Here is a 21,496-nt window from a genome sequence, read left to right as displayed (position 1 = left end):
GGCTCCTACTTTGGCAAGTCAGCTTACATCTGGCTTTGCAGGTACTTCTCCAACCCCAGCTTGTCGATCAGCTGCAGCTGAATTTCCAGCCAATAGGCGTGGTCTTCCTCGGTGTCCTTGAGCTGAGCCAGGAGGATGTCGCGGGTTTGGTAATCCTGATGCTTCTCGCACAACTCGATGCCCTTGCTCAGGGCCGCGCGCACTTCGTACTCCAGGGCCAGATCCAGCTTCAGCGCCTCGGGCACGGTCTGCCCGAACCTGAAGGCGTTGGGCACCATATCCGGCACACCCTCGAGAAAGATGATGCGTTTGAGCAGCGCATCGGCATGCTGGGTTTCCTCTTCCATCTCATGGTTGATGCGCTCGTAGAGCTTGCTGAAGCCCCAGTCCTCGTACAGCCGCGAGTGGATGAAATACTGGTCACGAGCGGCCAGCTCGCCTTTGAGCAGATGCTTGAGATAGTCGACGACTTCGGTATGGCCTTTCATGCCGGGCATTCCTTGTTGCATTCATGAACAGGGAGCAATGCTCCGCCTGACACGGGGCTCGGTCAAGCGAAAGCACAACGCCTCCACGAGGGAGGCGTTGCGGTTTACTGACGCACCAGCGATGCGCCTGTCAGGCTCAGGCCAGATCGAAACGATCCAGGTTCATCACCTTGGTCCAGGCCGCGACGAAGTCATGGACCAGCTTCTCCTTGCCGTCGGAGCTGGCATAGACCTCGGCGTAGGCACGCAGGATGGAGTTCGAGCCGAACACCAGATCGTTGCGGGTAGCGGTGTACTTCACCTGACCGTCCTTGCGCGTACGCCCCTCGAAGACTTCATTGCTGTCATCGGTGGCCTTCCATACGGTGCCCATGTCCAGCAGATTGACGAAGAAGTCGTTGGACAGCACGCCGACCTTGTCGGTGAACACACCATGCTGGCTGCCGTCATGGTTGGCCCCCAGAACCCGCAGGCCGCCGACCAGCGCGGTCAGCTCCGGCGCGGTCAGGGTGAGCATCTGCGCCTTGTCCACCAGCATCGTCTCGGTCGGTACGCCCAGGTTGCCCTTGCTGTAGTTGCGGAAGCCATCGGCAGCCGGCTCGAGCACGTCAAAAGACTCGACATCGGTCTGATCCTGACGGGCATCGACACGGCCGGCGGCGAACGGCACGTCCACCGCGACGCCGGCAGCCTTGGCCGCCTGCTCGACACCGACGTTGCCGGCCAGGACGATCACGTCGGCCAGCGACGCCTTGCCCGAAGCCTGCTGGATCTCCACCAGCTTCGGCAGCACCTTGATCGCCCGCTGATTGACCGCCCAGTCCTTCTGCGGCGCCAGAGCCAGACGCGCGCCATTGGCGCCGCCGCGCTTGTCGCCACCGCGGAAGGTGGAGGCCGAGGCCCAGGCCACGGACACCAGATCACCAACCGACAGCCCGGACGCCGCGATCTTCGCCTTCAGGTCAGCGATATCGGCAGCAGTCGGGTTGTGCGTGGCAGCCGGCAGCGGGTCTTGCCAGATCAGGTCCTCTTTCGGCACTTCCGGACCCAGGTAACGGGCTTTCGGCCCCATGTCGCGGTGGGTCAGCTTGTACCAGGCGCGTGCGAAGGCATCGGCGAAGGCCTGCGGATCATCCAGGAAGCGCTTGGAGATCTTGCCGAACTCAGGGTCGAAGCGCATGGTCAGGTCAGTGGTGAGCATGGTCGGCTTGTGGAATTTGCCCGGTACATGCGCGTCCGGGATGATTTCCGGGGCGTCCTTGGCTACCCACTGCTTGGCGCCGGCAGGCGACTTGGTCAGTTCCCATTCGAAACCGAACAGGTTCTCGAAGAAGTTGTTGCTCCACTGGGCCGGGGTTTTCGTCCAGGTCACCTCGAGACCACTGGAGACGGTGTCCTTGCCGAAGCCGCTGCCGAAATTGCTGGTCCAGCCCAGGCCCTGGGCTTCGATCGGTGCCGCTTCCGGCTCTGGCCCCTTGTGCGATTCCGGGGCAGCGCCGTGAGCCTTGCCGAAGGTGTGGCCGCCGGCGATCAGGGCGACGATTTCCTCGTCGTTCATCGCCATGCGATAGAAGGTGGCACGGATGTCCTTGGCCGCGGCAAGGTAGTCGCCACTGGCGTTCGGGCCTTCCGGGTTCACGTAGATCAGGCCCATGTGCGTGGCACCGAACGGGGCGGTCAGCTCGCGCTCATCGTTGACGCGCTTGGGATCGACACCCAGCCAGGCGACTTCGGCGCCCCAGTTGACGTCCTGATCCGGCTCCCATACGTCCTCACGGCCGGCACCGAAGCCGAAGGTGCGGAAGCCCATGGATTCCAGCGCGACGTTACCGGCGAGGATGTACAGATCGGCCCAGGAAATGGACTGGCCGTACTTCTGCTTGATCGGCCACAGCAGGCGGCGCGACTTGTCGATGTTGACGTTGTCCGGCCAGGAATTCAGCGGCGCGAAACGCTGCTGACCACGACCACCGCCGCCGCGACCATCAGTGGTGCGATAGGTGCCGGCAGAGTGCCAGGCCATACGGATGAACTGCGGGCCGTAGTGACCGAAGTCGGCAGGCCACCAGTCCTGGCTGTCGGTCATCAGTTTGACCAGATCGGCCTTCAGCGCCTTGTAGTCGAGTTTCTTGAACGCTTCGGCGTAGTTGAACTTTTCGCCCAGGGGGTTGGATCGATCGGAATGCTGATTGAGCAGGTCCACACGCAGCTGGTTCGGCCACCAATCTTTGTTGGTCGTGCCACCACCAGCGACGTGGTTGAACGGACATTTACCTTGGTTCGACATGCTTCTCTCCTTCTCCTCATCGGGTCGGTCGCCGCCTGTGCGACCAACGATGGGACAAGCCTAGACCCGCTTTGCCAGGCGAACCAATTCATGAAGCGTAACGGCCCGATAGTTAATTTCTTTCGTCGAGCAAGCGCGCCCTCCAACGCAAAGGCCTGCCGACGACGACTCGATTGCCGCATTCGCAACCTGAAATCCGGGCAACAAAAAACCGGGCACTAGGCCCGGTTCTTCGTACAACCAGCAACTTACTCGGCGTCTACAGCTGCACCGGCGACCGGACGGTCGACCAGTTCAACGTAAGCCATCGGAGCGTTGTCGCCAGCGCGGAAACCGCACTTGAGGATGCGCAGGTAGCCGCCGTTACGGGTGGCGTAGCGCTTGCCCAGATCGTTGAACAGCTTGCCGACGATGGCTTTCGAACGGGTACGGTCGAAGGCCAGACGACGGTTGGCAACGCTGTCTTTCTTGGCCAGGGTGATCAGCGGCTCGGCAACGCGACGCAGTTCCTTGGCTTTCGGCAGGGTAGTTTTGATCAGCTCGTGCTCGAACAGCGAGACCGCCATGTTCTGGAACATGGCCTTGCGGTGAGCGCTGGTGCGGCTGAGGTGACGGCCACTTTTACGATGACGCATGGTTCAATTCCTTACCAAACTTGTTCGTTCGGTGATGATGACGATCAGGCAGTGGCCTTATCGTCTTTCTTCAGACTTGCCGGCGGCCAGTTATCGAGGCGCATACCGAGGGACAGACCGCGAGAAGCCAGAACATCCTTGATTTCGGTCAGGGATTTCTTGCCCAGGTTCGGGGTTTTGAGCAGCTCTACTTCGGTGCGCTGAATCAGGTCGCCGATGTAGTAGATGTTCTCTGCCTTGAGGCAGTTGGCCGAACGTACGGTCAGTTCCAGGTCATCGACAGGACGCAGCAGGATCGGATCGATCTCGTCTTCCTGCTCGACCACTACCGGCTCGCTGTCGCCCTTGAGGTCGACGAACGCGGCCAGCTGCTGCTGCAGGATGGTCGCGGCACGACGGATGGCCTCTTCGGGATCCAGGGTACCGTTGGTTTCCAGGTCGATAACCAGTTTGTCCAGGTTGGTGCGCTGCTCGACACGGGCGTTTTCCACCACGTAAGCAACCCGACGCACAGGGCTGAACGAAGCATCCAGCTGCAAGCGACCAATGCTGCGGCTTTCATCTTCGTCGCTCTGACGCGCGTCAGCCGGCTCATAGCCGCGACCACGAGCTACGGTGAGCTTCATGTTCAGCGAGCCATTGGCCGCCAGGTTGGCGATGACGTGGTCGCCATTGACGATTTCGACATCGTGATCCAGCTGAATATCGGCAGCGGTAACTACGCCCGGGCCCTTCTTAGCCAGAGTCAGGGTCACTTCGTCACGGCCGTGCAGCTTGATAGCCAGACCTTTCAGGTTGAGCAGGATCTCGATGACATCTTCCTGCACACCTTCGATCGCGGAGTACTCGTGGAGTACGCCGTCGATCTCGGCCTCGACTACTGCACAGCCAGGCATGGAGGACAACAGGATGCGACGCAGCGCGTTGCCCAGGGTATGGCCGAAACCACGCTCGAGAGGCTCGAGGGTGATCTTGGCGCGGGTCGGACTGACCTCCTGCACATCGATGTGACGGGGGGTCAGGAACTCATTTACCGAAATCTGCATGGATGCACCTATTTTCTAGCCCTTACTTGGAGTAGAGCTCGACAATCAGGCTCTCGTTGATGTCAGCGGACAGATCGCTACGAGCCGGTACGTTCTTGAACACACCGGACTTCTTCTCAGCGTCTACTTCTACCCACTCAACACGGCCGCGCTGGGCGCAGAGCTCGAGAGCCTGAGCGATGCGCAGCTGGTTCTTCGATTTCTCGCGAACAGCAACGACGTCGCCAGCTTTAACCTGGTAGGACGGTACGTTTACGGTCTGACCGTTGACGCTGATTGCTTTGTGCGAAACCAGCTGACGGGACTCGGCACGGGTAGCACCAAAGCCCATACGGTAAACCACGTTATCCAGACGGCACTCCAGCAGTTGCAGCAGGTTTTCGCCGGTGGCGCCCTTCTGGCTGGCAGCTTGCTTGTAGTAACCGCTGAACTGACGCTCCAGAACGCCGTAGATACGACGGACTTTCTGCTTTTCACGCAGCTGGGTACCGTAGTCGGACTGGCGACCACGACGCTGACCGTGAATACCGGGAGCTGCTTCGATGTTGCACTTAGATTCAAGCGCGCGAACACCGCTCTTCAGGAAGAGATCGGTGCCTTCACGGCGAGACAGTTTGCACTTGGGACCAATGTAACGAGCCATTTCTCACTGTCTCCTGTTTACACGCGACGCTTCTTCGGCGGACGGCACCCGTTGTGCGGGATCGGCGTCACGTCGGTGATGCTGGCGATTTTGTAGCCGCAGGCGTTCAGAGCACGCACAGCGGATTCGCGACCTGGACCCGGGCCCTTGACGTTGACGTCGAGGTTCTTCAGGCCATATTCCAGAGCGGCCTGACCAGCGCGCTCGGCGGCGATCTGGGCAGCGAACGGAGTGGACTTACGCGAGCCGCGGAAACCCGAACCACCGGAGGTAGCCCAGGACAGGGCGTTGCCCTGACGGTCGGTGATGGTCACGATGGTGTTGTTGAAAGACGCGTGGATATGGGCGATGCCATCAACCACCGTCTTTTTGACTTTCTTACGAGTACGAGCAGCAGGTTTTGCCATGACTAAATTCCTGTCGATTCGCGAATGCGATTACTTGCGGATCGGCTTACGCGGGCCCTTACGGGTGCGAGCGTTGGTCTTGGTGCGCTGACCGCGAACCGGCAGACCTTTACGATGACGCAGGCCGCGGTAGCAACCCAGATCCATCAAGCGCTTGATCTTCATATTCACTTCACGACGCAGGTCGCCTTCGGTATTCACCTTGGCTACTTCGCCACGCAGCTGTTCGATCTGCTCGTCAGTCAGATCCTTGATTTTCGCAGCCGGGTTTACGCCGGTAGCGGCACAGATTTTCTGTGCAGTGGTGCGACCAACACCATAGATGTAGGTCAGCGAGATAACAGTGTGCTTGTTATCCGGAATGTTAACGCCTGCAATACGGGCCATTCAGTGGAACTCCAATTGACAGCTACCTACGCCCCGGAAGCCAAGAAATAGGGCGCGAGATATTAACGCTGTAAAAACAAATAATCAACCCGGCAGCGCACTAGCTGCCGGGCTTATCACGCGTGGTTCACACTCAGCCTTGGCGCTGCTTGTGACGCGGCTCTGCGCTGCAGATCACCCGCACGACACCTTCGCGACGGATAATTTTGCAGTTACGGCACAGCTTTTTCACCGATGCACGAACTTTCATTACCAACTCCTCGAACCTTACGGGTGGATCAGCGGAGCATGCCGCTGCCATAGCCCTTCAGGTTGGCTTTCTTCATCAGGGAATCGTACTGGTGAGACACGAGGTGCGATTGCACTTGGGACATGAAGTCCATGACAACCACGACCACGATCAGCAACGAGGTCCCGCCAAGGTAGAACGGAACGTTGGCCGCAACCACCAGGAACTGGGGCAGCAGGCACACGGCCGTCATGTACAGAGCACCGAACATGGTCAAGCGGGTCAGAACGCCATCGATATAGCGCGCCGACTGCTCGCCCGGACGGATGCCCGGAATAAAGGCACCGGACTTCTTCAGGTTTTCCGCTACGTCTTTCGGGTTGAACATCAGCGCTGTATAGAAGAAGCAGAAGAAAATGATCCCTGCACTAAACAGCAGAATGTTCAACGGCTGACCAGGAGCGATAGCCTGCGAAATGTCCTGCAGCCAGCCCAAACCCTCGGACTGACCGAACCAGGCACCCAGCGAGGCCGGGAACAGCAGAAGGCTGCTGGCGAAGATGGCCGGGATTACGCCCGCCATGTTCACCTTCAACGGCAGGTGGCTGGTCTGCGCAGCGAAGACCTTGCGGCCCTGCTGACGCTTGGCGTAGTGCACCGCAATGCGACGCTGACCACGCTCGATGAACACCACGAAACCGATGATCGCTACTGCCAGCAGGCCGATGGCGATCAGAGCGAAGATGTTGATATCGCCCTGACGAGCAGACTCGAAAGACTGCCCGATCGCCGACGGCAGACCGGCCACGATGCCTGCAAAGATCAGCATCGAGATACCGTTGCCGACACCGCGCTCGGTGATCTGCTCGCCCAGCCACATCATGAACATCGCGCCCGCCACGAAAGTGGTGATCGCCACGAAATGGAAGCCGAAATCGACCGAGAACGCCACGCCCTGACTGGCCAGACCAACGGACATGCCGATGGCCTGAACGAACGCCAGGACGAGAGTGCCGTAGCGGGTGTACTGGCTGATCTTGCGACGGCCAGCTTCACCTTCCTTCTTCAACTGCTCCAGCTGCGGGCTGACGGCGGTCATCAGCTGCATGATGATCGATGCCGAGATATACGGCATGATCCCCAGCGCAAAGATGCTCATCCGCTCCAGCGCGCCGCCGGAAAACATGTTGAACAAGCTAAGAATGGTCCCCTCATTCTGCCGGAACAGATCCGCCAGTCGGTCTGGGTTGATGCCAGGAACCGGGATGTGCGCACCTATCCGGTAGACGATGATCGCCATGAACAGGAAGCGCAGACGAGCCCAGAGTTCGGACAACCCGCCACCTGCCAGCGCTGAGAGAGCACCTTGCTTAGCCATTTAGTCCTCGAACTTACCGCCAGCTGCTTCGATAGCCGCACGCGCACCCTTGGTGGCGGCGATACCTTTCAGGGTGACCGCACGGGTAACCTCACCGGACAGCATGACTTTGACGCGCTGTACGTGTTGGCCAACCAGATTGGCATCCTTCAGAGCCTGCAGGGTGACAACGCCTTCCACCTTGTTCAGCTCGGAGGTACGCACTTCGGCGCGATCCATAGCTTTCAGGGAAACGAAGCCGAACTTCGGCAGACGACGGTGCAGCGGCTGCTGACCACCCTCGAAGCCCGGAGCGATGGAACCACCGGAGCGGGAGGTTTGACCTTTGTGACCACGGCCACCGGTCTTGCCCAGACCGCTACCGATGCCACGGCCCGGACGGTGCTTTTCGCGACGGGCACCCGGCGCGGAACGCAGATCGTTCAGTTGCATGATTAACCCTCCACCTTCAGCAGGTAGTAAGCCTTGTTGATCATGCCGCGGTTTTCCGGAGTATCCAGAACCTCTACGGTGTGACCAATGCGACGCAGGCCCAGGCCCTTGACGCAAGCTTTGTGATTGGCCAGGCGGCCATTGGTGCTCTTGATCAGAGTCACTTTGACGGTGTTAGCCATGGTTAGAGAATCTCCTCGACGCTCTTGCCACGCTTGGCCGCAACGGATTCCGGAGACTGCATGGTCTTCAGACCGTTGAAAGTGGCATGAACCACGTTCACCGGATTGGTCGAGCCGTAGCACTTGGCCAGAACGTTCTGTACACCAGCCACTTCCAGTACGGCACGCATGGCGCCGCCGGCGATGATACCGGTACCTTCCGAAGCCGGCTGCATGTACACCTTGGAGGCGCCATGAGCGGACTTGATCGGGTACTGCAGAGTGGTGCCGTTCAGATCCACCTGGATCATGTTGCGACGCGCAGCTTCCATCGCCTTTTGAATGGCAGCCGGAACTTCACGGGACTTGCCACGGCCGAAACCAACGCGGCCCTTGCCATCACCCACCACGGTCAGCGCGGTGAAGGTGAAGATACGGCCACCCTTTACGGTCTTGGCAACGCGGTTAACCTGAACCAGCTTCTCGATGTAGCCTTCGTCGCGCTTTTGGTCGTTATTTGCCATAACTTAGAACTCCAGCCCGCCTTCACGAGCAGCATCAGCCAGCGCCTTGACGCGGCCGTGGTACTTGAAGCCAGAACGGTCGAATGCCACCTGGGTCACACCAGCGGCTTTCGCACGCTCGGCAACCAGCGCACCAACTTTCTTGGCCGCGTCGACGTTGCCGGTGGCGCCATCACGCAGTGCTTTGTCCAAGGTAGAGGCGCTGGCCAGAACCTTGCTGCCGTCGGCCGAGATGACCTGGGCGTAGATGTGCTGCGAAGAGCGATACACGCACAGACGCACGGCTTCGAGCTCGTGCATTTTCAGGCGTGCTTTGCGAGCGCGACGCAGACGAGTAAGTTTTTTGTCGGTCATTTCTCAGCCCCTTACTTCTTCTTGGCTTCTTTACGACGGACAACTTCATCCGCGTAACGAACGCCTTTGCCCTTGTAAGGCTCAGGACGACGGAAGTCACGGATCTCCGCAGCCACCTGACCCACCAGTTGCTTGTCGATACCCTTGATCAGGATCTCGGTCTGGTTGGGGGTTTCGGCCACGACGCCAGCTGGCAGTTCGTAGTCGATCGGGTGAGAGAAGCCCAGCGCAAGGTTCAGCACTTGGCCCTTGGCCTGGGCCTTGTAGCCTACGCCGACCAGCTGCAGCTTACGCTCGAAGCCTTGGCTGACACCGATAACCATGTTGTTAACCAGAGCGCGAGTAGTACCGGCCATGGCGCGGTTCTGCTGGTCGCCATTACGAGCGGCGAAACGCAGTTCGCTGCCTTCCTGGATAACTTCTACGGACGAGTGAACGTTCAGTTCCAGGGTGCCCTTGGCGCCCTTGACCGAAAGCTGCTGACCGGCGAGTTTGATCTCGACACCGGCAGGCAGCACAACGGGGTTCTTAGCAACGCGAGACATGCTTATCCCCCCTTAGAACACGGTGCAAAGCACTTCGCCGCCGACACCGGCAGCGCGCGCAGCGCGATCCGTCATCACACCTTTGTTGGTGGAGACGATGGAAACACCGAGACCGCCACGAACCTTCGGCAGGTCATCGACGGATTTGTACTGACGAAGGCCAGGACGGCTCACGCGCTTGACTTCCTCGATGACCGGACGGCCTTCGAAGTACTTCAGCTCGATGGACAGTTGTGGCTTGGCTTCGCCATTGACTTCATAACCCGCAATGTAACCTTCGTCTTTGAGAACCTTGGCTACAGCCACCTTCAGAGTGGAAGAAGGCATGCTTACGACGGACTTTTCAGCCATCTGGGCATTACGGATACGAGTTAGCATGTCCGCTAACGGGTCCTGCATACTCATGGGCTAGACGCTCCTGATACAAAAAGAACAGCCCGAGGGCTGTGGGATCATCCAAAAGCTCGGCATGGAAATACCAGGCTCAGGAGAGCCGGACATTCTAGAGACCGATCAAAAATGAAGCAAGCCCCAAAAGGGGCTTGTTCAATAAAAGGCAAAGCCGGCACAAGGCCGGCTTCGCTTTCAGCTACCGCTGATTACCAGCTGGCTTTCACCAGGCCCGGTACGTCACCGCGCATGGCGGCTTCGCGCAGCTTGTTACGCGACAGACCGAACTTGCGGTAAACGCCGTGCGGACGGCCGGTGATGCGGCAGCGGTTACGCAGGCGCGAGGCGCTGGCGTCACGCGGCTGCTTCTGCAGAGCGACCTGAGCCTCCCAACGAGCTTCCGGAGTGGAGTTCGGGTTGGCGATGATCGCTTTCAGCTCGGCACGCTTCTTGGCGTACTTGGCAACCGTTTGCTGACGCTTCAGCTCGCGGTTCTTCATGCTTGTCTTGGCCATTGTCCAGGACTCCGATCAGTTGCGGAACGGGAAGTTGAAAGCACGCAGCAGAGCGCGGCCTTCATCATCGTTACGGGCAGTGGTAGTCAGGGTGATGTCCAGACCACGCAGCGCATCGATTTTGTCGTAATCGATTTCCGGGAAGATGATCTGCTCTTTCACGCCCATGCTGTAGTTGCCGCGACCATCGAAGGACTTGGCATTCAGGCCGCGGAAGTCACGCACGCGCGGCAGGGAGATGGACAGCAGACGATCCAGGAACTCGTACATACGCTCGCGACGCAGAGTGACCTTGACGCCAATCGGCCAACCTTCACGAACCTTGAAACCTGCGATCGACTTGCGGGCATGAGTCACAACGACTTTCTGACCAGTGATCTTCTCGAGGTCGGCAACGGCGTTCTCGATGACTTTCTTGTCACCGATCGCTTCGCCCAGGCCCATATTCAGGGTGATCTTGGTGATGCGCGGAACTTCCATCACGTTGGCCAGCTTCAGTTCTTCCTTCAGCTTGGGCGCGATTTCCTTCCGGTAAATCTCTTTCAGTCGTGCCATGGTATTTACCTACGGATTCTCAAGCGCCAACCGGCTTCTGGGTGGACTTGAAGACACGAATTTTCTTGCCGTCTTCGATCTTGAAGCCAACGCGGTCAGCCTTGTTGGTCTCAGAGTTGAAGATAGCAACGTTGGAAGCGTGCAGCGGCGCTTCTTTCTCGACGATACCGCCTTGAACGCCCGACATCGGGTTCGGCTTGGTATGACGCTTCACCAGGTTGATGCCACCGACGACCAGACGGTCGTCAGCGAGAACCTTGAGCACCTTACCGCGCTTACCTTTGTCTTTACCGGCGATCACGATGATCTCGTCGTCACGACGAATCTTTTGCATGTCGGATCTCCTTAAAGCACTTCAGGGGCGAGCGAGACGATCTTCATGAACTTCTCGGAACGCAGTTCACGGGTCACTGGCCCGAAGATACGGGTACCGATCGGCTCCTGCTTGTTGTTCAGCAGAACAGCAGCGTTGCCGTCGAAGCGGATGATCGAACCGTCGGCACGGCGAACGCCGTGACGGGTACGAACGACCACTGCGGTCATGACCTGACCTTTCTTCACTTTGCCGCGCGGAATTGCTTCCTTGACGGTGACCTTGATGATGTCGCCGATGCCGGCGTAGCGACGATGCGAGCCGCCCAGCACCTTGATGCACATAACGCGACGTGCACCACTGTTGTCAGCCACATCGAGCATGGATTGAGTCTGAATCATAAAATTTCTCCGACCCCTAGCCCTTAGACGTCAACGGCGCGTTCAACGACTTCAACCAGAGCCCAGGACTTGGTCTTGGACTGCGGACGGGTTTCGCGAATGGAAACCTTGTCGCCGATCTTGCACTGGTTGCTTTCGTCGTGAGCGTGCAGTTTGGTCGAACGCTTGACGTATTTACCGTAGATCGGGTGCTTGACGCGACGCTCGATCAGAACGGTGATGGTCTTGTCCATCTTGTCGCTGACAACACGGCCGGTCAGCGTACGGACTGTTTTTTCAACTTCGGCCATGATCACTTACCTGCCTGCTGGCTGAGGACAGTCTTGACGCGAGCGATGTCGCGCTTCACTTGCGAGAGCAGGTGAGACTGCCCCAGCTGGCCAGTTGCCTTCTGCATACGCAGATTGAACTGGTCGCGCAGCAGCTCGAGCAGTTGCTCGTTCAGCTGTTGTGCGCTTTTTTCACGAAGTTCGGTCGCTTTCATCACATCACCGTCCGCTTAACAAAGGTGGTGGCGAGCGGCAGCTTTGCAGCAGCCAGGGCGAATGCCTCGCGCGCCAGCTCTTCGGATACGCCTTCGATCTCGTACAGGACCTTGCCTGGCTGGATCTGGGCTACCCAGTATTCAACGCCACCCTTACCTTTACCCATACGCACTTCGAGAGGCTTCTTGGTAACCGGCTTGTCCGGGAAGACGCGGATCCAGATCTTGCCGCCACGCTTAACGTGACGGGTCAGAGCACGACGAGCGGACTCGATCTGACGAGCGGTGAGACGACCGCGGGCGACAGACTTCAGCGCGAATTCGCCGAAGCTGACCTTGCTACCGCGCTGAGCCAGACCACGGTTGTGGCCGGTCATCTGCTTGCGGAACTTCGTACGCTTTGGTTGCAACATGATGCGTACTCCTTATTTCTTAGCAGCTTTACGAGGAGCGGGCGCTTGCGGCTTCAGCTCTTCAGTGCGGCCACCAATGACCTCACCCTTGAAGATCCAAACCTTGACGCCGATCACACCGTAAGTGGTGTGCGCTTCGTAGGTGGCGTAATCGATATCGGCACGCAGGGTGTGCAGAGGCACACGACCTTCGCGATACCACTCGGTACGGGCAATTTCAGCGCCGCCAAGACGACCGCTCACCTGGATCTTGATACCCTTGGCACCAATGCGCATGGCGTTCTGTACAGCGCGCTTCATGGCGCGACGGAACATAACGCGACGCTCCAGCTGCTGAGCTACGCTCTGCGCAACCAGCATACCGTCGAGCTCCGGCTTGCGGATCTCTTCGATGTTGATGTGCACCGGCACACCCATTTGCTTGGTCAGGTCCTGACGCAGCTTCTCAACATCTTCACCTTTCTTGCCAATCACGATGCCGGGACGAGCGGTGTGGATGGTGATGCGTGCGGTTTGAGCCGGACGAGCGATGTCGATACGGCTAACGGACGCGCTTTTTAGTTTGTCTTGCAGGTATGCACGAACCTTCAGGTCGGCGTTCAGGTAGTCGGCGTAATTGCGACCATCTGCGTACCAGACCGAAGTGTGATCCTTGACGATTCCCAGGCGGATGCCAACGGGATGTACTTTCTGACCCATCTGATCGACTCCGTTACTTGTCCGCAACCTTGACAGTGATATGGCAAGACCGCTTGACGATGCGATCAGCACGGCCTTTGGCACGCGGCATGATGCGCTTAAGCGAACGCCCTTCGTTGACGAAAACGGTGCTGACCTTCAGGTCATCAACGTCTGCGCCTTCGTTGTGCTCGGCGTTGGCAACGGCCGACTCCAGCACTTTCTTCATGATCTCGGCTGCTTTCTTGCTGCTGAAAGCCAGCAGGTTGAGCGCTTCGCCCACCTTCTTCCCGCGGATCTGGTCGGCGACCAGGCGAGCTTTCTGGGCGGAGATGCGAGCGCCCGACAACTTAGCGGCTACTTCCATTTCCAAACCCCTTAACGCTTGCCTTTCTTGTCGGCAACGTGACCACGATAGGTACGGGTGCCGGCAAATTCGCCCAGTTTGTGGCCGACCATGTCTTCGTTCACGAGGACCGGGACATGCTGACGACCGTTATGCACAGCGATGGTCAGACCGACCATCTGCGGCAGGATCATGGAGCGACGCGACCAGGTTTTAACCGGCTTGCGATCGTTCTTTTCCACCGCCGCTTCGACCTTCTTCAGTAGGTGAAGATCGATAAAAGGACCTTTTTTCAGAGAACGTGGCACTGTCGTATCCCTCTATTTACTTGCGACGACGGACGATCATGTTGTCGGTGCGCTTGTTAGCACGGGTCTTCGCGCCCTTGGTCGGGAAGCCCCACGGCGACACCGGATGACGACCACCGGAGGTACGACCTTCACCACCACCGTGCGGGTGATCAACCGGGTTCATGGCAACACCACGAACGGTCGGACGAACGCCACGCCAGCGCTTGGCACCAGCCTTACCCAGCGAACGCAGGCTGTGCTCGGAGTTCGAGACTTCGCCCAGGGTCGCACGGCACTCAGCCAGGACTTTGCGCATTTCGCCGGAGCGCAGACGCAGAGTCACATAAGCACCTTCACGCGCGATCAGCTGAGCGGAAGCACCAGCGGAACGAGCGATCTGCGCGCCTTTGCCCGGCTTCAGCTCGATACCGTGAACGGTCGAACCCACCGGAATGTTGCGCAGCTGCAGGCTGTTGCCCGGCTTGATCGGCGCCATGTTGCCGGCCACCAGCTGATCGCCAGCTACAACGCCTTTCGGGGCGATGATGTAGCGACGCTCACCGTCGGCATACTTCAGCAGAGCGATGTGAGCAGTACGGTTCGGATCGTATTCCACGCGCTCGACGGTGGCGGGGATGCCATCCTTGTCGTTGCGACGGAAGTCGACCAGACGGTAATGCTGCTTGTGGCCACCACCGATATGACGGGTGGTGATACGGCCGTTGTTGTTACGACCACCGGACTTCGACTTCTTCTCGAGCAGCGGAGCGTACGGAGCGCCTTTGTGCAGCTCCTGATTGACCACCTTGACCACAAAACGGCGGCCAGCGGAAGTCGGTTTGCATTTAACGATTGCCATGATGCACCCCTTCCTTACTCAGCACTGCTGGTGAAATCGAGATCTTGGCCCGGCTGAAGGGAGATAACTGCCTTCTTCCAGTCGTTACGCTTGCCCAGACCGCGAGCGGTGCGCTTGCTCTTGCCCAGAACGTTCTGGGTAGTAACGCGCTCAACCTTCACGTTGAACAGGCTTTCGACGGCCTTCTTGATTTCCAGCTTGGTCGCATCGGTAGCGACTTTGAAAACGAACTGACCTTGCTTGTCAGCCAGAACCGTGGCCTTCTCGGAGATGTGCGGGCCAAGCAGCACTTTGAATACGCGTTCCTGGTTCATCCCAGCAGCTCCTCGAATTTCTTCACGGCCGAAACAGTGACCAGCACTTTTTCGTACGCGATCAGGCTGACCGGATCGGAACCCTGGACGTCACGTACATCGACGTGCGGCAGGTTGCGGGCAGCCAGGTACAGGTTCTGATCGACCGCATCGGAGACGATCAGCACATCGTTCAGACCCAGGCCGTTCAGCTTGCTCAGCAGAGCCTTGGTTTTCGGAGCTTCGACAGCGAAGTCTTCAACCACTACCAGACGGTCGGTACGAACCAGCTCAGCAAGGATGGAGCGCAGAGCAGCGCGATACATCTTCTTGTTCAGCTTTTGCTCGTGGTTACGGGTGGACGCTGCGAAGGTCACACCACCGCCACGCCAGATCGGACCACGAGTGGTACCGGCACGAGCACGACCGGTGCCCTTCTGACGCCAAGGGCGCTTGCCGCCACCGGAAACGTCGGAACGGGATTTCTGGCCTTTGGTGCCCTGACGGCCGCCAGCCATGTAGGCTACGACTGCTTGGTGAACCAGGGTCTCGTTGAACTCGCCACCGAAGGTCGCATCGGACACTTCGATCGCCTGAGCGCCATTTACATTCAATTGCATCTCAGATTCTCCCCTTACGCCTTGACAGCCGGACGAACGATAACGTCGCCGCCAGTAGCGCCCGGAACGGCACCCTTGACCAGCAGCAGGTTACGCTCGGCGTCTACGCGAACGACTTCCAGGGACTGTACGGTCACGCGCTCAGCGCCCATATGACCGGACATCTTTTTGCCCTTGAATACACGACCCGGGGTCTGGCACTGACCGATGGAACCCGGTACACGGTGAGAAACGGAGTTACCGTGAGTGTTGTCCTGGCCGCGGAAGTTCCAACGCTTGATGGTACCGGCGAAGCCTTTACCTTTGGACTGACCGGTGACATCCACCAGCTGACCAGCTTGGAAAATTTCAGCGTTGATCAGATCGCCGGCCTGGTAGTCGCCTTCTTCAAGACGGAATTCCAGAACGGTACGACCTGCCGCGACGTTCGCCTTGGCGAAGTGACCGGCCTGAGCCTTGCTGACGCGCGAGGCGCGACGCTCGCCGACAGTGACCTGCACTGCGCGGTAGCCATCGGACTCCTCGTTTTTGAACTGGGTGACGCGATTCGGCTCGATCTCGATGACCGTGACCGGAATGGAGACACCTTCTTCGGTGAAAATGCGGGTCATGCCGCACTTACGACCGACTACACCAATAGTCATGTTGTAAACCTCATGAGTGTACGGGGCTTTCACCCGCTATGGCCGCCCATTTCAGAGCGTTACACGACTAAAACCGCCAGGTTTTAGCCGAGGCTGATCTGCACTTCCACGCCTGCCGCAAGGTCGAGCTTCATCAGCGCGTCAACGGTTTTATCCGTCGGCTGGACGATGTCCAGAACACGCTTATGAGTGCGGATTTCGTACTGATCACGCGCGTCCTTGTTGACGTGCGGAGAGATCAGAACGGTGTACCGCTCCTTACGAGTAGGCAGAGGAATCGGACCACGCACCTGAGCACCAGTACGTTTCGCGGTTTCCACGATTTCCTGGGTAGATTGATCGATCAGGCGATGGTCAAAAGCCTTCAACCGAATACGGATTTGTTGGTTTTGCATTTTGACCTCAGATTCCAAGCTGCTAATCCCCACAGACGGACTACGCCCGCTCGAGGGAGGCGCAATTGTACGGATGCCCCCTGGGGGTGTCAACTTTTAACCAGTTCAAAAGAAAAGGGCCCCGAAGGGCCCTTTTCTCTCAAGCGGATCGTCGATTACTCGATGATCTTGGCAACCACGCCGGCGCCGACGGTACGGCCACCTTCGCGGATCGCGAAGCGCAGGCCGTCTTCCATGGCGATCGGCTTGATCAGGGTGACAACCATCTTGATGTTGTCGCCCGGCATTACCATCTCAACGCCTTCCGGCAGTTCGCACGAACCGGTCACGTCAGTGGTACGGAAGTAGAACTGCGGACGGTAGCCCTTGAAGAACGGGGTGTGACGACCACCTTCTTCCTTGGACAGAACGTACACTTCAGCTTCAAACTTGGTGTGCGGCTTGATGGTGCCCGGCTTGGCCAGAACCTGACCACGCTCGACTTCATCACGCTTGGTGCCGCGCAGCAGCACGCCGCAGTTCTCACCAGCACGACCTTCGTCCAGCAGCTTGCGGAACATCTCAACGCCGGTGCAGGTGGTCTTGGTGGTCGGACGCAGACCAACGATTTCGATTTCTTCCTGGATCTTGACGATACCGCGCTCTACACGACCGGTTACCACGGTACCGCGACCGGAGATCGAGAACACGTCTTCGATCGGCATCAGGAACGGACGATCGATGGCACGAACCGGCTCAGGAATGTAGGTATCCAGAGTCTCGACCAGCTTCTTGACGGCACTGGTGCCCATCTCGTTGGTGTCTTCACCGTTCAGCGCCATCAGCGCGGAGCCGATGATGATCGGAGTGTCGTCACCCGGGAAATCGTAGGTGCTCAGCAGGTCGCGAACTTCCATCTCGACCAGCTCCAGCAGCTCGGCGTCGTCAACCATGTCGGCCTTGTTCAGGAACACGACGATGTACGGTACACCAACCTGACGGGACAGCAGGATGTGCTCACGGGTTTGCGGCATGGGGCCATCGGCAGCCGAGCAGACCAGGATCGCGCCGTCCATCTGGGCAGCACCGGTGATCATGTTCTTCACGTAGTCGGCGTGGCCCGGGCAGTCAACGTGCGCGTAGTGACGAATGTTGGAGTCGTACTCTACGTGCGCAGTGTTGATGGTGATACCACGAGCTTTTTCTTCCGGAGCGCTGTCGATCTTGTCGAAGTCAACACGAGCCGAACCGAATACTTCGGAGCAGACGCGGGTGAGAGCAGCGGTCAGAGTGGTCTTACCGTGGTCAACGTGACCGATGGTGCCGACGTTGACGTGCGGTTTGTTACGTTCGAATTTCTCTTTAGCCATCTTGACCGTCTCCTAGCGAAGAATTGAGCAAGCCATGCCGCCATTAAAACAAAGGCAGATACTTTCATATCTGCCTTCATTAGATGGAGCTCATGAGCGGATTTGAACCGCTGACCTCACCCTTACCAAGGGTGTGCTCTACCAGCTGAGCTACATGAGCCAAACTCTATTGCGCCAACCACAAACTGGAGCGGGTAGCGGGAATCGAACCCGCATCATCAGCTTGGAAGGCTGAGGTTCTACCACTGAACTATACCCGCGGAGCCTGCAGCTCACGCCGAATCTGGTGGAGGGGGAAGGATTCGAACCTTCGAAGTCGATGACGTCAGATTTACAGTCTGATCCCTTTGGCCGCTCGGGAACCCCTCCAAAGTGAGGCGGCATTTTCTAGATCTGCCACCCTGCTGTCAAGCTTTTTCTCATTAAAATCTTGAGGTTAGCTACTTTGACAACATCTTCGTCGGGAACCAACTTTGACCACCCTGCGAAGCGGGCGCCATTCTATGCAAACTACTGAAGCAATGCAACGCCTTCACAAGGCATTAATTGATGCTGCAAACCGGCAAAGTCTCCAGCCAGTCGCCCAAGCAGAAACTCATCGGCCAGGCGCCGACTCTGTGGCGCCACCCTCACCCAGAAACTGCGGTGCGCACGCGACAATTCGCGGATCTGTGGCTCATAGCCGACATCACGCAAACGCTGCATGACGCTGTTGGCCGAATCGTTACGGGGGAATATGCCGAGCGATATGCCGTTGGCCAGCTCGCCCTGAGTGATGATGTAGCTGTCGATACGCCGCGCCTGCAGCTCGCGCAACTGCCTCAGTGACGCCTGCCGAGAAGCCAGGGGCGGCAGGTACACCCAGTACTCGACACCGGCAGCTGCATCTATGCTGCGCACCTCGGCCTGTATATCCAGACTCAGCAAACGCTGCTCCACCACCCTCGCCCTCGTCTCTTCATCGAAACTGCCAAGGAAGAGGCAAACAGCCGCCTCGGGGGTGACCGCATCGGCAGCCGCGGAAGACTCGCTGCGCGAACGCGGCGCATCTGTTTCGCTCAACAGACGAATATCCTTGCGAGCCGCCTGGTACGCGTTTGCCGGAGCGACCTCCTTGGCACGCAGGGGAGCCTGCTGCTGATGCCAGACGTAGTAGAAGGCATTAAGTAGCAGGAGCAGTAGCAGAATCCAGCGCATGCTTCGCCTCAACTCAAGGGACAGGCTATAGCCAGCCCGACAAATACCAGGTCCGTGACGACTTGCGCTCCCGGCACCACATCGCGCACCAGGTCCGCATCGCCTCCAGTCAGGAAGACCTCGAAACCTTCGGGGAAGCGAGCCCGCGCCTGCAGCAACTGCTCAGCCACGAAACCGCGCAACATCAGCACGCAACCGCGCTCTACCGCCTCGGCGGTGGAGCGTCCAGGCTCCAGCTCCTGCAACGCGGCCAGAGCCACCTGACGGTCGTAGCGAATACGCCGCGTGTGCGTACTCAGCTGATCGCGCATCAACGGCAACCCTGGGCAAATGAAACCACCCTGGTGCATACCATCAGCCGATATGAAGTCTGCGGTTACCGCCGTCCCGAGATCCACCACCAGACAAGCGCGCTGCCCCAGATGATAGGCGCCCAGCACAGCAAGCCAGCGATCCAGACCAAGGCGCCGGAAATCCTCATAACCGTTGCGCACCATACCGACCTGACTGGCCGATTGCGCGCACACTGCTTCGACCCCCAGGAGTTCACGCAAGCGCACCACCAGCTGCTCGGTCTCGGCATCACTGCGCACACTGACCAGACGACAGCGACTCACCCGCAATTCGGGGGCTGCAGCCAGGGACTCGAATAGAGCGGAATCGGAATCCACCACACCCGCGAAAAGACGCTGACTCCCATCCTCGGAAATCACCCGCCACTTGATGAAGCTATTGCCGCAGTCGAGCTCAAGAATCATTGTTGCAACCTCAAGCTCAACTCCCCGCCACTGAAAGCGCGATCGACACCATCGACATTCAACCTAATGGCGCCTCGTTCATCCACCCCGAGCACGACGCCCAGGGTCGCGTTACTACCTGCGGTCAACGCCACGGAGCGTCCGCGCCATGCATGCAATGCTTCCCACTGCTCGCGCAGACCGGCAAAACCATGCTGCCAGTGTACCGAGAGGCAATCGTGCAACTGCAGAAGCAGTTCAGCAGCCAGATCGTTTCGATCGATTGCGCGCCCCAGACACTGGCGCACCGAGGTCCAGGGCTGATCGATAACACCGGGCACATCGAACGCCATGTTGACGTTGATTCCGATGCCTATCACCACGTGACAGACATCCGCCGGGTCCCCGGCGAGCTCCAGAAGTATTCCGGATATCTTGCGTCCATCGACCAGCACATCATTCGGCCACTTCAGCCGGGCGCCTTCAACGCCACAGGCCTGCAGCGCTCTGGCGACAGCAAGCCCCACTGTCAGACTCAGCGCCTCCACCTGGCTCATCCCGCCATCCACACGTAGAACGAGGCTGCAATAGAGGTTTTCTGCGAACGGACTGGCCCATACGCGCCCCCGCCGGCCGCGCCCAGCGGTCTGCCGCTCGGCCATCAGCACGAACGGCGCAGGCGTGCCTGCATCGAGACGACGAAAGATTTCGGCATTGGTGGAATCCACACTGGACCGGACCAGGATCGGCCAGTGCAGACCGGGCGCACTGCGCGATATCCGCTCGACATCGAGCAAGACCATGGGCGAGGCCAGTCGATAGCCGCGCCCGGGGACCTTGAACACCTCAACCCCGAACTCGGCCTCCAGGCCCTGCAACTGCTTCCAGACGGCACTTCGGCTTATCCCAAGCTGAGCCCCGAGGGCTTCACCGGAATGGAATCGCCCATCCTGTAGAAGTTTCAACAATTCCAGCATGCCAGGCCCCGCTACGAACAAGGCTGGCATGATAACGACGAGGCCTCGGCTTGCATAGAAAACGGAAACCGACAGGATATCAACCATAGGGTGCGCCATGCGCACCTTCGTAACCGCGTCATTGTCGGCGCGCACAGCGCACCCTACGCGCACTGTTTTCCCGAGCGCAAAGAAGAAACCCCAGACCGCGTATGCGATCTGGGGTTTCGTATAGGAGCTTGACGATGACCTACTCTCACATGGTGAAGCACCACACTACCATCGGCGATGCGTCGTTTCACTTCTGAGTTCGGGATGGGATCAGGTGGTTCCAACGCTCTATGGTCGTCAAGCAATTCGGTTGGGATGTCGCGGTTAGGCGCTATCCCTTGGATACGTGATAGAGGCTTGTAGCGCTCGCAAATTTTCGGCTTTCTGTCGACTTCACCATCGACACCCTCTGCTGTGAGAGCAGATTGTTTGGGTGTTATATGGTCAAGCCTCACGGGCAATTAGTATGGGTTAGCTCAACGCCTCACAGCGCT

34 protein-coding genes, 3 tRNA genes and 1 rRNA gene are annotated in these 21,496 nt (G+C 58.7%); all 38 read right to left on the bottom strand.

Features of this window, described 5'->3' with window-relative positions:
* Positions 1 to 23 precede the first annotated feature (23 nt).
* The gene (gene bfr / locus BLS61_RS17285) at positions 24 to 488 is read right to left on the bottom strand and encodes a bacterioferritin (RefSeq protein WP_090432881.1); all 465 of its coding nucleotides are present in this window, start codon (positions 486 to 488) and stop codon (positions 24 to 26) included.
* 136 nt (positions 489 to 624) lie between these two features.
* Positions 625 to 2,775, bottom strand: a complete 2,151-nt coding sequence (gene katG, locus BLS61_RS17280; protein WP_090432880.1) for a catalase/peroxidase HPI — start codon at positions 2,773 to 2,775, stop codon at positions 625 to 627.
* A gap of 248 nt (positions 2,776 to 3,023) precedes the next feature.
* Complete coding sequence (gene rplQ, locus BLS61_RS17275; RefSeq protein ID WP_090432878.1) at positions 3,024 to 3,410, bottom strand: 50S ribosomal protein L17; 387 nt, start codon at positions 3,408 to 3,410, stop codon at positions 3,024 to 3,026.
* Positions 3,411 to 3,454: 44 nt separating this feature from the next.
* On the bottom strand, positions 3,455 to 4,456 hold the full coding sequence (locus tag BLS61_RS17270) for a DNA-directed RNA polymerase subunit alpha (RefSeq protein ID WP_003243938.1): 1,002 nt from the start codon (positions 4,454 to 4,456) through the stop codon (positions 3,455 to 3,457).
* A 22-nt stretch (positions 4,457 to 4,478) separates the two neighbouring features.
* Positions 4,479 to 5,099 carry a 30S ribosomal protein S4 gene (rpsD, locus tag BLS61_RS17265; protein WP_024309654.1) on the bottom strand — a complete coding sequence of 207 codons (621 nt, stop codon included), beginning with the start codon at positions 5,097 to 5,099 and terminating at the stop codon, positions 4,479 to 4,481.
* Positions 5,100 to 5,116: 17 nt separating this feature from the next.
* Positions 5,117 to 5,506, bottom strand: coding sequence for a 30S ribosomal protein S11 (rpsK, locus tag BLS61_RS17260; protein ID WP_003243933.1), 390 nt, complete (start codon positions 5,504 to 5,506; stop codon positions 5,117 to 5,119).
* Between the two features lie 30 nt (positions 5,507 to 5,536).
* A complete protein-coding gene (gene rpsM / locus BLS61_RS17255) occupies positions 5,537 to 5,893 on the bottom strand; it encodes a 30S ribosomal protein S13 (protein WP_012019780.1) in 357 nt (118 codons plus the stop codon).
* Between the two features lie 133 nt (positions 5,894 to 6,026).
* The gene (rpmJ, locus tag BLS61_RS17250) at positions 6,027 to 6,143 is read right to left on the bottom strand and encodes a 50S ribosomal protein L36 (protein ID WP_002555468.1); all 117 of its coding nucleotides are present in this window, start codon (positions 6,141 to 6,143) and stop codon (positions 6,027 to 6,029) included.
* A gap of 28 nt (positions 6,144 to 6,171) precedes the next feature.
* The gene (gene secY, locus BLS61_RS17245; RefSeq protein ID WP_003243925.1) at positions 6,172 to 7,500 is read right to left on the bottom strand and encodes a preprotein translocase subunit SecY; all 1,329 of its coding nucleotides are present in this window, start codon (positions 7,498 to 7,500) and stop codon (positions 6,172 to 6,174) included.
* Positions 7,501 to 7,932, bottom strand: a complete 432-nt coding sequence (gene rplO / locus BLS61_RS17240) for a 50S ribosomal protein L15 (protein ID WP_013717341.1) — start codon at positions 7,930 to 7,932, stop codon at positions 7,501 to 7,503.
* Positions 7,933 to 7,934: 2 nt separating this feature from the next.
* Positions 7,935 to 8,114: a 50S ribosomal protein L30 gene (gene rpmD / locus BLS61_RS17235; protein ID WP_003243922.1), complete on the bottom strand. Its 180-nt coding sequence runs from the start codon at positions 8,112 to 8,114 to the stop codon at positions 7,935 to 7,937.
* 2 nt (positions 8,115 to 8,116) lie between these two features.
* Positions 8,117 to 8,617: a 30S ribosomal protein S5 gene (gene rpsE / locus BLS61_RS17230; RefSeq protein ID WP_013717342.1), complete on the bottom strand. Its 501-nt coding sequence runs from the start codon at positions 8,615 to 8,617 to the stop codon at positions 8,117 to 8,119.
* Positions 8,618 to 8,620: 3 nt separating this feature from the next.
* Positions 8,621 to 8,971 (bottom strand): 50S ribosomal protein L18, encoded by a 351-nt coding sequence (rplR, locus tag BLS61_RS17225; protein WP_013717343.1) that lies wholly within the window; start codon positions 8,969 to 8,971, stop codon positions 8,621 to 8,623.
* 11 nt (positions 8,972 to 8,982) lie between these two features.
* The gene (rplF, locus tag BLS61_RS17220) at positions 8,983 to 9,516 is read right to left on the bottom strand and encodes a 50S ribosomal protein L6 (RefSeq protein ID WP_003463285.1); all 534 of its coding nucleotides are present in this window, start codon (positions 9,514 to 9,516) and stop codon (positions 8,983 to 8,985) included.
* Between the two features lie 12 nt (positions 9,517 to 9,528).
* A complete protein-coding gene (rpsH, locus tag BLS61_RS17215) occupies positions 9,529 to 9,921 on the bottom strand; it encodes a 30S ribosomal protein S8 (RefSeq protein ID WP_003243915.1) in 393 nt (130 codons plus the stop codon).
* 194 nt (positions 9,922 to 10,115) lie between these two features.
* Positions 10,116 to 10,421 (bottom strand): 30S ribosomal protein S14, encoded by a 306-nt coding sequence (rpsN, locus tag BLS61_RS17210; protein WP_003243912.1) that lies wholly within the window; start codon positions 10,419 to 10,421, stop codon positions 10,116 to 10,118.
* 15 nt (positions 10,422 to 10,436) lie between these two features.
* The gene (gene rplE / locus BLS61_RS17205; RefSeq protein ID WP_003243911.1) at positions 10,437 to 10,976 is read right to left on the bottom strand and encodes a 50S ribosomal protein L5; all 540 of its coding nucleotides are present in this window, start codon (positions 10,974 to 10,976) and stop codon (positions 10,437 to 10,439) included.
* Between the two features lie 19 nt (positions 10,977 to 10,995).
* Positions 10,996 to 11,310 (bottom strand): 50S ribosomal protein L24, encoded by a 315-nt coding sequence (rplX, locus tag BLS61_RS17200; protein ID WP_003243909.1) that lies wholly within the window; start codon positions 11,308 to 11,310, stop codon positions 10,996 to 10,998.
* Positions 11,311 to 11,321: 11 nt separating this feature from the next.
* Complete coding sequence (gene rplN, locus BLS61_RS17195) at positions 11,322 to 11,690, bottom strand: 50S ribosomal protein L14 (RefSeq protein WP_003243907.1); 369 nt, start codon at positions 11,688 to 11,690, stop codon at positions 11,322 to 11,324.
* A gap of 23 nt (positions 11,691 to 11,713) precedes the next feature.
* Positions 11,714 to 11,980 (bottom strand): 30S ribosomal protein S17, encoded by a 267-nt coding sequence (rpsQ, locus tag BLS61_RS17190; RefSeq protein WP_013717345.1) that lies wholly within the window; start codon positions 11,978 to 11,980, stop codon positions 11,714 to 11,716.
* A 2-nt stretch (positions 11,981 to 11,982) separates the two neighbouring features.
* Positions 11,983 to 12,174 carry a 50S ribosomal protein L29 gene (rpmC, locus tag BLS61_RS17185; protein WP_003243902.1) on the bottom strand — a complete coding sequence of 64 codons (192 nt, stop codon included), beginning with the start codon at positions 12,172 to 12,174 and terminating at the stop codon, positions 11,983 to 11,985.
* The gene (gene rplP / locus BLS61_RS17180; protein ID WP_003243901.1) at positions 12,174 to 12,587 is read right to left on the bottom strand and encodes a 50S ribosomal protein L16; all 414 of its coding nucleotides are present in this window, start codon (positions 12,585 to 12,587) and stop codon (positions 12,174 to 12,176) included. Before rplP ends, rpmC begins: the two co-directional genes overlap by 1 nt.
* A 12-nt stretch (positions 12,588 to 12,599) precedes the next feature.
* On the bottom strand, positions 12,600 to 13,286 hold the full coding sequence (gene rpsC, locus BLS61_RS17175; protein ID WP_003243898.1) for a 30S ribosomal protein S3: 687 nt from the start codon (positions 13,284 to 13,286) through the stop codon (positions 12,600 to 12,602).
* A 13-nt stretch (positions 13,287 to 13,299) separates the two neighbouring features.
* Positions 13,300 to 13,632 carry a 50S ribosomal protein L22 gene (gene rplV, locus BLS61_RS17170; protein WP_003103908.1) on the bottom strand — a complete coding sequence of 111 codons (333 nt, stop codon included), beginning with the start codon at positions 13,630 to 13,632 and terminating at the stop codon, positions 13,300 to 13,302.
* An 11-nt stretch (positions 13,633 to 13,643) separates the two neighbouring features.
* Positions 13,644 to 13,919, bottom strand: a complete 276-nt coding sequence (rpsS, locus tag BLS61_RS17165; RefSeq protein WP_003243896.1) for a 30S ribosomal protein S19 — start codon at positions 13,917 to 13,919, stop codon at positions 13,644 to 13,646.
* 16 nt (positions 13,920 to 13,935) lie between these two features.
* The gene (gene rplB / locus BLS61_RS17160) at positions 13,936 to 14,760 is read right to left on the bottom strand and encodes a 50S ribosomal protein L2 (protein WP_003243893.1); all 825 of its coding nucleotides are present in this window, start codon (positions 14,758 to 14,760) and stop codon (positions 13,936 to 13,938) included.
* Positions 14,761 to 14,774: 14 nt separating this feature from the next.
* Positions 14,775 to 15,074 (bottom strand): 50S ribosomal protein L23, encoded by a 300-nt coding sequence (gene rplW / locus BLS61_RS17155; RefSeq protein ID WP_003243891.1) that lies wholly within the window; start codon positions 15,072 to 15,074, stop codon positions 14,775 to 14,777.
* Positions 15,071 to 15,673, bottom strand: coding sequence for a 50S ribosomal protein L4 (gene rplD, locus BLS61_RS17150; protein WP_090432876.1), 603 nt, complete (start codon positions 15,671 to 15,673; stop codon positions 15,071 to 15,073). Before rplD ends, rplW begins: the two co-directional genes overlap by 4 nt.
* A gap of 14 nt (positions 15,674 to 15,687) precedes the next feature.
* Positions 15,688 to 16,317, bottom strand: coding sequence for a 50S ribosomal protein L3 (rplC, locus tag BLS61_RS17145; protein WP_013717347.1), 630 nt, complete (start codon positions 16,315 to 16,317; stop codon positions 15,688 to 15,690).
* Between the two features lie 83 nt (positions 16,318 to 16,400).
* Positions 16,401 to 16,712, bottom strand: a complete 312-nt coding sequence (gene rpsJ / locus BLS61_RS17140) for a 30S ribosomal protein S10 (RefSeq protein ID WP_003243886.1) — start codon at positions 16,710 to 16,712, stop codon at positions 16,401 to 16,403.
* A gap of 155 nt (positions 16,713 to 16,867) precedes the next feature.
* Positions 16,868 to 18,061, bottom strand: coding sequence for an elongation factor Tu (gene tuf / locus BLS61_RS17135; RefSeq protein WP_090432875.1), 1,194 nt, complete (start codon positions 18,059 to 18,061; stop codon positions 16,868 to 16,870).
* An 84-nt stretch (positions 18,062 to 18,145) separates the two neighbouring features.
* Positions 18,146 to 18,221, bottom strand: a tRNA-Thr gene (locus tag BLS61_RS17130).
* Positions 18,222 to 18,247: 26 nt separating this feature from the next.
* Positions 18,248 to 18,321: transfer RNA gene (locus BLS61_RS17125), tRNA-Gly, on the bottom strand.
* A gap of 24 nt (positions 18,322 to 18,345) precedes the next feature.
* Positions 18,346 to 18,430 (bottom strand) — tRNA-Tyr (locus BLS61_RS17120).
* 141 nt (positions 18,431 to 18,571) lie between these two features.
* On the bottom strand, positions 18,572 to 19,258 hold the full coding sequence (locus BLS61_RS17115) for an SPOR domain-containing protein (protein WP_090432873.1): 687 nt from the start codon (positions 19,256 to 19,258) through the stop codon (positions 18,572 to 18,574).
* An 8-nt stretch (positions 19,259 to 19,266) separates the two neighbouring features.
* Positions 19,267 to 20,016, bottom strand: a complete 750-nt coding sequence (locus BLS61_RS17110; protein ID WP_090432870.1) for a pantothenate kinase — start codon at positions 20,014 to 20,016, stop codon at positions 19,267 to 19,269.
* On the bottom strand, positions 20,013 to 20,972 hold the full coding sequence (birA, locus tag BLS61_RS17105; RefSeq protein WP_090433130.1) for a bifunctional biotin--[acetyl-CoA-carboxylase] ligase/biotin operon repressor BirA: 960 nt from the start codon (positions 20,970 to 20,972) through the stop codon (positions 20,013 to 20,015). Before birA ends, BLS61_RS17110 begins: the two co-directional genes overlap by 4 nt.
* A gap of 216 nt (positions 20,973 to 21,188) precedes the next feature.
* Positions 21,189 to 21,304 (bottom strand): 5S ribosomal RNA (rrf, locus tag BLS61_RS17100).
* Positions 21,305 to 21,496 lie beyond the last annotated feature (192 nt).

The organism is Ectopseudomonas guguanensis (assembly GCF_900104265.1).
Classification (GTDB): domain Bacteria; phylum Pseudomonadota; class Gammaproteobacteria; order Pseudomonadales; family Pseudomonadaceae; genus Aquipseudomonas; species Aquipseudomonas guguanensis.
This window is presented reverse-complemented; position numbering and strand designations above follow the sequence as displayed.